Genomic DNA, 9,159 nt, shown 5'->3' with positions numbered 1-9,159 from the left:
CAAGCAGGGACGCTCGGCGGCGGGAATCACTTTATTGAACTGCAAACCGATGAAGAGGGCTTCTTGGGCGTGATGGTCCATACCGGTTCGCGGAATGTCGGGGATGCTGTCTGCCGTTATTTTGATGCTAAGGCGAAGCAACTGAATCTGCAGCAGCATTCGCCGGTTCCTCCGGAGTGGAATTTGGCTTACCTGCCGGCTGACAGGGACATCGGAAAGTCCTATATCAGATGGATGGAGTTTGCCATGGCGTTCGCCAAAGAGAACCGGGCGAAAATTACGGGGATCGTCATCGAAATCATTCGTCGCCTTGTTGCCGAATATGCAGATTTTACCGAGATTGAACTTTCCGAACCGATTGACTGCCATCATAATTATGCCGCTTATGAAGAACATGCCGGGAAGAGGGTCTGGGTTCATCGGAAAGGTGCCATCCGGGTCAGGGAAGGCGAATGGGGGATCATCCCGGGCGCAATGGGGGCGAGTTCCTATTTGGTCAAAGGGAAAGGGAGTCCGGAAAGTTTTCATTCGTGCTCGCACGGAGCAGGCCGCCAGATGAGCAGGAAAGAGGCGATGGAAAAGTTTGGTGTGGAGGATACAATCCTCGATCTTGAATCGAAGGGGATTTTTCTGGGGAAAACAAGGAAACGCGATATAGGAGAAGAAGCCCGGTTTGCATATAAAGATATCGATTTTGTCATCGCCAATGAACTGGACTTGATTGAGCCTATCCGCAAGCTGGAAACACTGGGTGTTGTGAAAGGATAGCCGGTAATCGCAAAACAGTAAAAAATATGTCAAAGAAGAGGGGCATATCAAAAATGAGGCAGCTTATTCTTTGGGTTTTGTTGGTAGGCTTGTCTGGTATTGGGTTCGAATTTATAATTGTGAGCGAGATTCCCCGCCAAAATGGTTTTGACGGGGAATCTCGTGTTGTCCGCGGACGTTTTTCCCCTCCAAAATGGTTTTGGCGGGTTTTCTGACTGTGATTTGCGTTTATTTTCCCCGCCTAACCGCTTTTTGGCGGGTTATTTCTGAGCATAAATTTATTTCCCAAACAGAAGGGGCTGTATCAAGCCAGAAAATACTATTCTGATTTTGATACAGCCCCATTCACTTTTTATACAATTATGCGGAAACAACTGTAAAACTCAACGTTAATCAGTGATAACCCAGTACTGTGAGCCATCGCTATTACGATCCATAAATCCATATTCAATAAAATAGCGACGTACCGTCACATAATCATCGTGAGCTGTTTTAATGATGTCGTTGACTTCCTTCTCAGAATATTTCTTGCCTTGATCAAAACGTTTCAAAATGTGCTGCAGCACTATAATTTTGCGTTTTTCCTTGCTTGGGAAAATATCCACTGCTCCATCTAATCCATTTTTAAAATATGTTTGCAGTACTTTTTCCCGTTCATTTTCTTTAATGCCATAGCGTGAATCCACTATTATTTCCTCCTTGTGAATAGGGCTATCTTTCATGGGTACTCTGCCGCTGTCCAGGTTGGCCATCAGCGCAAGAAAAATTTTTGCCTGCCTTTCCTTTTCCTTCAGCTTGAAACGATGTTGACGAATGGTCGAGATGCTTCCCGAAGAAGACCGCTCCAATATTTCCTTATCGGACAGGCCTTGATGAAATAGCTGTAGCATTTCCCTTTGAACGTCAGATAATCCTGTATATTTTTTATCTAATTGAATCAGTGTTTCGAAAACAGAGCCATGCGATTGCTGTATGTGCACGAGCACAGCCTTTTCCGCTTCATAAAGCACCTCTCCCATTGGATAGATGATTCCCTGTTGGTAGATTTGACGACAAAATAAGCAAGCGTAGCTTTTAGCATGCTGATCAAATCGATAGCCGTTCTGTAATTCTAGTAGTGTGCTGTTGTCAATCATAAAATCCTATCCTCCTTCCTCTTGTTTGTGCAAACAATTATATAATTCGTTATTCTATTTGTAAACAAAAACTGAAAATGTTTGTTAAATTAAGTTTTTCGCTTTCCAAGCAAAATAGATAAGCGCCAAAGCGAAAATACCGACTGAATATTCCAGTAAGGTGTAAGCGAACGTTGCTATTTCTGGCTACATGAGATGCAGCTGATCAGCTGGTCAGCGCTTATTTCAAAGACTGCGTAATTTTTTGTAATATCCGGTTTTTCTGGGATAATAAAGGTGACGGAAAGTTCTTTGGTAAGAAGGGGAGGGATAATCTGATGGAATCTAAAATGCCCCCGAAGGTCAATAAACAATGGCTGAATTTTGCTGTGACAATTGCAATTTTTCTGATCGTGCTGAATTTTTTCATTTCCCCCGGTCTGCAGGAAAATCCGGTAACGGAAGTGGATTATAAAACGTTTGTTTCAATGCTTGAAGAAGGCAGTGTCGAGTCGGTTCTGGTGGAGGAAAACCGGATAGAATTCACAACACTGGACGATGAAGGGGAGGAGAGCACCTTCATCACCGGCAGAATGGAGGATCCACAGCTTACTGAACGACTGCTGCTGACGGAAGCAAAGTTTGAAAAAGAGATTGTTGAAGAAAGTTCTCCGATTGTTGATTTTTTCCTGATCTGGATGCTGCCATTGGCGTTATTGTATGTCTTCTGGGGATTCATGATGCGCAGGCTGCAGGGAAGAGTAGGAGGGCTAGGCGGTAGCGAAATGAAATTCGGCAAAAGCAACGTCATGATTTATGCTGCATCTGAAACAGGAAAAACATTTGCGGACGTAGCCGGCCAGGACGAAGCGAAAGAAGCGCTTTGGGAAGTGATCGATTTTCTGCACAATCCCCAAAAGTACCGGGAAATCGGGGCGAAGATGCCAAAAGGAATTCTGCTTGTTGGACCTCCGGGGACCGGTAAAACGCTTCTTGCAAAAGCAGTCGCGGGAGAAGCCGGGGTTCCCTTCTTCTCTATTTCGGGATCAGAATTCATGGAGATGTTCGTCGGTGTTGGCGCAGCCAGGGTGAGGGATTTGTTCAATCAAGCGCAGGCAAAAGCCCCCTGCATTGTCTTCATCGATGAAATCGATACGATCGGCAAGAGCCGTAACCTGTCAGGGATAACCGGAAATGATGAGCGGGACCAGACGCTCAACCAGCTATTGAACGAGATGGATGGTTTCTCCTCGGAAAAAGGCGTGGTGATCCTGGCGGCAACGAATAAACCTGAAGTTCTCGACAAAGCGCTGCTGCGACCTGGACGGTTTGACCGGCGCATCCCGCTTGAACTGCCGGATATTGCCGGGAGGCAAGCGATTCTGGAGGTTCATGTAAAATCCGTCAAAATGGCCGAAGATATCGACCTGAAGGAGATTGCTAGGGATACACCCGGCAGCTCCGGCGCTGATCTTGCCAATTTGATAAATGAAGGCGCTCTCCATGCCATAAAGGAGGGACGCGGCAAAATCAACCAATCCGATCTGGAGTATGCTTTGGAAATCATTCTGGCCGGATACCAACGGAAAAATGCGATCTTTTCGAAAGAAGACAAACTGGCAATCGCGTACCATGAAATTGGCCATGCGATTGTTGCCGCAAAACAGACCGATTCCGCACCAGTCAATAAAATTAGCATCATCCCAAGGACATCTGGAGTTCTTGGCTACACCATGCAATCTGAAGAGACAGACCAGATTCTGATGAGCCGGGAAAAATTCCTGAATAAAATCGTCACCTACATGGGCGGTCGTTCTGCCGAGGAAGTCATTTTGAATACGGTCACGTCCGGAGCTGAAAATGACATAGAGGCAGCAACGGCTATTGCGAGAGCGATGGTCACGCGCTACGGTATGAGTGAAAAATTCGACATGATGGCTTTGGAAACAATCAATAATCCTTATCTGGGAACGGATGTAACCTCGCTCGTATCGAATGAAACCTCTGCGAAAATCGATGATGAGGTTTTGCGCATCATCAAATTCGCCCACGAGAAAGCCAAGGAAATCATCCGGGAAAACTTACCGAAAATGCATGAACTTGCAAATAAGCTTCTCGAAAAAGAAACCATGACCGGAGAGGAATTCATGGAAATGCTGACGAAAGAAGAATGAGGGATCTAGGTTTCAAGCTAGTGCACACGCGGCTGTGAGTTGGATCAGATGAGGGGAACACTCATGAAACAGAATATAGGCTTACTTGTGATGATCATTTTGGGCTTGGCACTGCTGACTGGCTGTGGCTCATCAGAAACCGCGTCTATAGGTACGATCAAACAGAGCGGGGACTAGATTTACTATACAGACACCAAAGCAGAAGCCCTTTATAAAATGAAAACTGACTGGACAGGAAAGACCAAACTCGCTGACAATTTTGCTAGCGGTTATATGGTAATTCAGGGGGACACCATCTACTACTCAGACATGGGTGGTGTCAGCAAGATTCAAACAGATGGTACAGGGGCGGAAAATGTTGTGGATATTGGCAAAGAAAGCTCGTACGGGTTCGAAGTGTCGGGGGATTGGATTTACTACAGTACGAAACCGGGAAGCATCTATAAGGTAAAAACGGATGGCACCGAAAAGACTAAGATTGCTGACATCAGCTCTTTCGAAGGAGACATGAAGGTGTCAGGTGAGACGATCTATTATGCGGATGGAACAAGTTTATTCAAAATGAAGACTGACGGCACTGGGGTTATGAAACTATCAGACAATGCAGTCATACATGCAGTAGAAGGGGACTGGCTCTATTACGGTGAGAAAAATGAAAAAGGGGAATATGAGAACGTAAACAGGATGAAAACAGATGGTACCGAGCAATCAAAGCTTGCGGAGGGGACTTTTACGTCTATAGACGGGGATTCGCTCTATTACAGTAAAAATGATTGGCTCTACAGGGCAAATCTGGACGGGAGCGCAGCAGCAAAAATGAATAAAGTGAAAATGTGGAATATCTTGGACATTTACGGTGAATACATTTACTACGGCGAATATTCAGGGGCTGCTTACAGGATCAACTTGGACGGCAGCAACAAGAAGCAGTTCGAATAGATATTCAGCGGCTATACTCTGTTGTTTCTGATAATTTCACAGGAATGACTCAAAAGAGTAAAGTGGATTCACTGAGCGGAAAACCTATAATGACGGGTTTTCCGTTTTTCTTATTTTGTTGGCTCCAATTGCATTAAAAAAAGACCTCCGAAGAAGTCTTTCCGTTGGTTCGCCATAAAAGAAAAATGTTCATTAATACGAATGGGTTCAGCCATTATTTTTTTGTTTTCATATATGCATCTACTGCCGATAGGATGATCCCGACTGCAAGCAGACTGTAGCCGATCGATCTATTTTCGCCAAAAACAATTCCCGCCACTATCAATCCAAAAGCGATGGAAGCCAGCACACTGAGTCGTTTAGGTTTTGAATTATTAATACTAATAAATACAAGAGCTAAAAACAGAACAACTACTACCACGTATATTTGTGACGATGTCATGTATATCACTCCCATTCTTATAACTCGTTATTTCCAGACCTCATCCTGATTACATCATACACGAAAATTCGAGATAACCAAATCCATATGATATAGCTGTATGTTAAACCTCCGAATTTTGATTAGCAATTATGGAAGCAGTAAAATGGAGTTGAAGAATAAGGTGCGAATGTTTGAGGTCCTTACAAAAATAGATTCAGTTCCGCTTTGGCCAATAGCATTGCTTGTAGTTCGGAAATGAGGGAGAGAGAAATGCGGGTTTATTTGCAATGGATGCGTAGATGGGTTGTCTCTGCGGTTTTTTCGGTGCTGCTCCTTTTCGGCATGCTATCGCCAAATATCGTTGCAGTGGAATCACAAAATGCAGCGCAAGAGAATGTCATATATACAGTCAAAGCAGGCGATACGCTGTACAGAGTTGCTCTTGAATACGGAGTGACTGTGCGGCAGCTTGTGACGGCGAATAACATCGCCCAGCCCAGATTGATCAGGATTGGGCAAAAAATTGTCATTCCGAAAGCATCCGCTGCTGTTGCTGATTACCCGCAACCATTCGGGATGAAGTATACGGTTGTGGCCGGGGATACGCTCTCCGAAATTGCGTTGAGGTATGGTGTGACGGTTGACCAACTTGTAAAAACCAATCAAATCAATGATCCCAATCTGATTTACATCGGTCAGATGCTGACGCTTCCGCTTTCCGCAAGTTTTACGCAACAGGAAATCCTTTCTGCGGGCGGGGGATATGCGGTAGGGCTGAAAAAGGATGGCACGGTCGTTGCTGCAGGGTGGAATGAATCCGGGCAAGGGGATGTCGGAAGTTGGTCGGGGATTGTTTCTGTATCAGCGGGAGCCTATCACACGGTAGGCTTGAAATCGGATGGCATGGTGGTGGCAACCGGAAGTAACCTTAGCGGAGAAAGCGCCGTTGCGGATTGGAAAGATATTGTGGCTGTATCAGCCGGAATCGGCCATACGGTAGGTCTGAAGGCAGACGGAACGGTGATCGCGACCGGAAACAACGAAAGCGGGGAATGCAATGTCCAGGAGTGGACAGACCTCGTTGCCGTTTCCGCGGGCAATGGCTATACCTTGGGGCTGAAATCGGATGGGAAAGTCGTCGCCACAGGGAAAAATGATCGCAACCAACTTGCTGTCTCCGAATGGTCGGATATTGTGGCTATTTCCGCAGGTGATTCGCATGCGGTAGGGCTGAATTCAGACGGGACCGTTCTGGTTGCAGGGGAAAACAGCTACGGTCAAGGGGATGTATCGGGATGGACGGCTGTCATCGCTGTAGCAGCAGGAGCTCATCATACAGTAGGCATGAAGTCGGATGGCACGGTCGTTGCGACAGGATACAATCAAGAAGGGCAATGCGAGGTGTCCGGTTGGAAAGACATGATAGCCATTACTGCAGGCGGGAATACTTTTGGACTGAGGAAAGACGGCACTGTCGCAGTGGCAGGCGAAAATGTTTGGAATCAGTATGATGTTCTGGGATGGACGAACATTGGGCATCATGAAGCGAGACCACAGGAAACGGCAATGCTGCATCAAGTGGCCCATCTTTTGGGTGAGAGCCCAGATCATTTACCTTCCATGATTCCGCAGGATCCCGGTTACTTTTATGCCAGTGCTGCTGCCAAAAGGACGGAATACGGATACTTTGTCACTTTCTACGAAACGAAAGTGCTTATTCCGATTAATGATGCTTCGTTGAATAATCAGGCTATCGCCCGTCAAATAGCTACACTTGAAGCCATCGTCTATGTCGATAAATCAGCTGCAGCGAAAGCCATTGAACATCACGATGCCAAACAGGGATTTTCTTCATACGCTCCTACTATCGATCTGGGGTATGGAATAATCGGCTATCAAAATTCAGGCATGGGTAAAACGCTGTTGGCATGGAATGAAGGCAATTGGTTGCTGGAAGTGTTGTATCCTATCGAAAACCAGATGGGTATTGATTTGGCAAAGAATATTGTAGATGAATTGGAAAGCGTCTTTTTGCCGCCGCCAAATGATACGGGACGTATCCGAGTTGTAATGATAAGCCCTTCGCAAACAGAAACGATGATTATGTGGCAAAAAAATGAAGTCGTGTATCGAATCGATAGCACAAATAATCCGATAGAAATCCTAAATATGACGGCAAGTATCAAGTAGAATAATTCATTTGTGAAGGTGAAGATTCCACGTGCGGATCTTGACCTTTCTTTTTCTGAAAAAATGGACTCTGCTGTAGCTGGTATGACGATATTTTTGGGCACCCTTGCCAATAAGTGATGAGCTTTTCTGCGATTTATGGCATAATAACACTCATAAGCATCAAATATAGCTTCAGGAAGATTCAGAAGGAGGCCATCATGAAAAATACGAGAATTTTTGGAATGTCGTTTGCCAGCGTCTATCCGTTGTATATCCAGAAGGCCGAGAAAAAAGGCCGCACGAAAGAAGAAGTCGATGAAATCATTTTCTGGCTGACCGGATATTATGAGGCAACTCTGCAGCAACAGCTGAACAACAAAGTCGATTTTGAGACTTTTTTCGAACAGGCACCCCAGCTGAATCCCAACGTGTCCCTTATCACGGGAGTCATTTGCGGTTACCGCGTCGAAGAGATCGAGGACAAGCTCATGCAAAAAATCCGTTACTTGGATAAACTCGTCGATGAGCTGGCTAAGGGGAAGACGATGGAGAAAATACTGAGGAAATAGGTTATACGTGAAAGAAAAACATAAAATAATCAAGCTAATGGAGGAAATAGGATGGAATTCAAAAATGTTACAGTAATCAAGGAAGCAAATGTGTATTTTGATGGGAAAGTTACCAGCAGAACGGTTCTGTTCGAAAGCGGAGAGAAAAAGACGCTTGGCTTCATGTTGGCAGGCGAGTACGAATTCAATACCGATGCAGAGGAAATCATGGAAGTCCTGGGCGGTGACATGTCAGTCATGCTGCCGGGCGAAGCGGAATACACACTCTACAGCAAAGGCCAAAGCTATGTCGTTCCGGCAAACTCATCCTTCAAGATGATCGTCGAGAAATATGTGGATTATTGCTGTTCATACAAAAATGACTGAATCTGAAGCGCTGGTTTTTTAATAACTGCGCAACGTTTAAGGCAAATCAACTGATTTCAACAAAATAAACTAGCCCGAAAACGAAGTTCGTCTATCGAATCTTCGTTTTCGGGCTGATTTTTTATAATTTGTAGGCAGCGTTTGTTATCGCTGCCGATTATCAACGACTAGACATATTCAACGATTCCGCGTTTCAGAAGTTCTTTCCTCAAAGCCTCATTTTCAGACCGCAATCGTTTCACATCTGCTCTCAAAACAGAATCCTGTTTACGGATTGTGTTCATAATCAAGCTCATTAAGACGAGAACCATGAGTATTGAAATAATAAATTGGATTGTCAGCATTATTTGGCCCCCACTTTCCGGATTGTTTTTTTGCTACAGTCACAGGATATCAGGTGATTATGTAACTCAGATGAAGACGCCTAATCTCCATCCAATCCACACATTCGTTCAGTATATTTAGACTATCAATTTTTAGTCATTTTACTTTGAGGAGGAAACAATTATGAGCATGACTCATTACATGTCATTATTAGCTTCAGATCAGCCCTGGAATCTGATCATTTTTATGGCCATACCAGTGATCTGCGCGGAGACGCTGACGATTTCGGAATTTTTCATTATTTTCGA

Annotated in this window: 9 protein-coding genes; 7 read left to right on the top strand and 2 right to left on the bottom strand. The window is 44.9% G+C overall.

Annotated features, from left to right (window positions below):
* The coding region (locus WBV27_RS13370; RefSeq protein WP_424202607.1) for an RtcB family protein at window positions 1-768 on the top strand (768 nt) is incomplete at its 5' end.
* A gap of 389 nt (window positions 769-1,157) precedes the next feature.
* On the opposite strand, the gene WBV27_RS13365 is transcribed toward WBV27_RS13370, so the two are convergent.
* A complete protein-coding gene (locus tag WBV27_RS13365) occupies window positions 1,158-1,904 on the bottom strand; it encodes a DUF2087 domain-containing protein (RefSeq protein ID WP_424202606.1) in 747 nt (248 codons plus the stop codon).
* 317 nt (window positions 1,905-2,221) lie between these two features.
* Between WBV27_RS13365 and ftsH the strand changes: the two genes are divergently transcribed.
* Both ftsH and WBV27_RS13355 read left to right on the top strand, forming a co-directional pair.
* Window positions 2,222-4,057: an ATP-dependent zinc metalloprotease FtsH gene (ftsH, locus tag WBV27_RS13360; protein WP_424202605.1), complete on the top strand. Its 1,836-nt coding sequence runs from the start codon at window positions 2,222-2,224 to the stop codon at window positions 4,055-4,057.
* A gap of 177 nt (window positions 4,058-4,234) precedes the next feature.
* Window positions 4,235-4,996, top strand: coding sequence for a DUF5050 domain-containing protein (locus WBV27_RS13355; protein WP_424202609.1), 762 nt, complete (start codon window positions 4,235-4,237; stop codon window positions 4,994-4,996).
* A 214-nt stretch (window positions 4,997-5,210) separates the two neighbouring features.
* Here WBV27_RS13355 and WBV27_RS13350 read toward each other — a convergent pair whose 3' ends face one another.
* A complete protein-coding gene (locus WBV27_RS13350; RefSeq protein WP_424202604.1) occupies window positions 5,211-5,438 on the bottom strand; it encodes a hypothetical protein in 228 nt (75 codons plus the stop codon).
* A gap of 252 nt (window positions 5,439-5,690) precedes the next feature.
* Here WBV27_RS13350 and WBV27_RS13345 point away from each other — a divergent pair, with 252 nt between their 5' ends.
* The 4 genes from WBV27_RS13345 to WBV27_RS13330 all read left to right on the top strand — a co-directional run.
* Entirely contained in the window at window positions 5,691-7,610 is a 1,920-nt protein-coding gene (locus WBV27_RS13345; RefSeq protein WP_424202603.1) for a LysM peptidoglycan-binding domain-containing protein, read from the top strand.
* 200 nt (window positions 7,611-7,810) lie between these two features.
* Window positions 7,811-8,161 carry a DUF2200 domain-containing protein gene (locus WBV27_RS13340; protein ID WP_424202602.1) on the top strand — a complete coding sequence of 117 codons (351 nt, stop codon included), beginning with the start codon at window positions 7,811-7,813 and terminating at the stop codon, window positions 8,159-8,161.
* Window positions 8,162-8,212: 51 nt separating this feature from the next.
* The gene (locus WBV27_RS13335) at window positions 8,213-8,527 is read left to right on the top strand and encodes a pyrimidine/purine nucleoside phosphorylase (RefSeq protein ID WP_068562294.1); all 315 of its coding nucleotides are present in this window, start codon (window positions 8,213-8,215) and stop codon (window positions 8,525-8,527) included.
* A gap of 507 nt (window positions 8,528-9,034) precedes the next feature.
* The coding region (locus WBV27_RS13330; RefSeq protein WP_424202608.1) for a DUF6803 family protein at window positions 9,035-9,159 on the top strand (125 nt) is incomplete at its 3' end.

This window comes from Trichococcus sp. (assembly GCF_049589555.1).
Lineage (GTDB): Bacteria > Bacillota > Bacilli > Lactobacillales > Aerococcaceae > Trichococcus.
The sequence above is the reverse complement of the archived record's forward strand: the minus strand, read 5'-3'. Positions and strand labels throughout refer to the sequence as shown.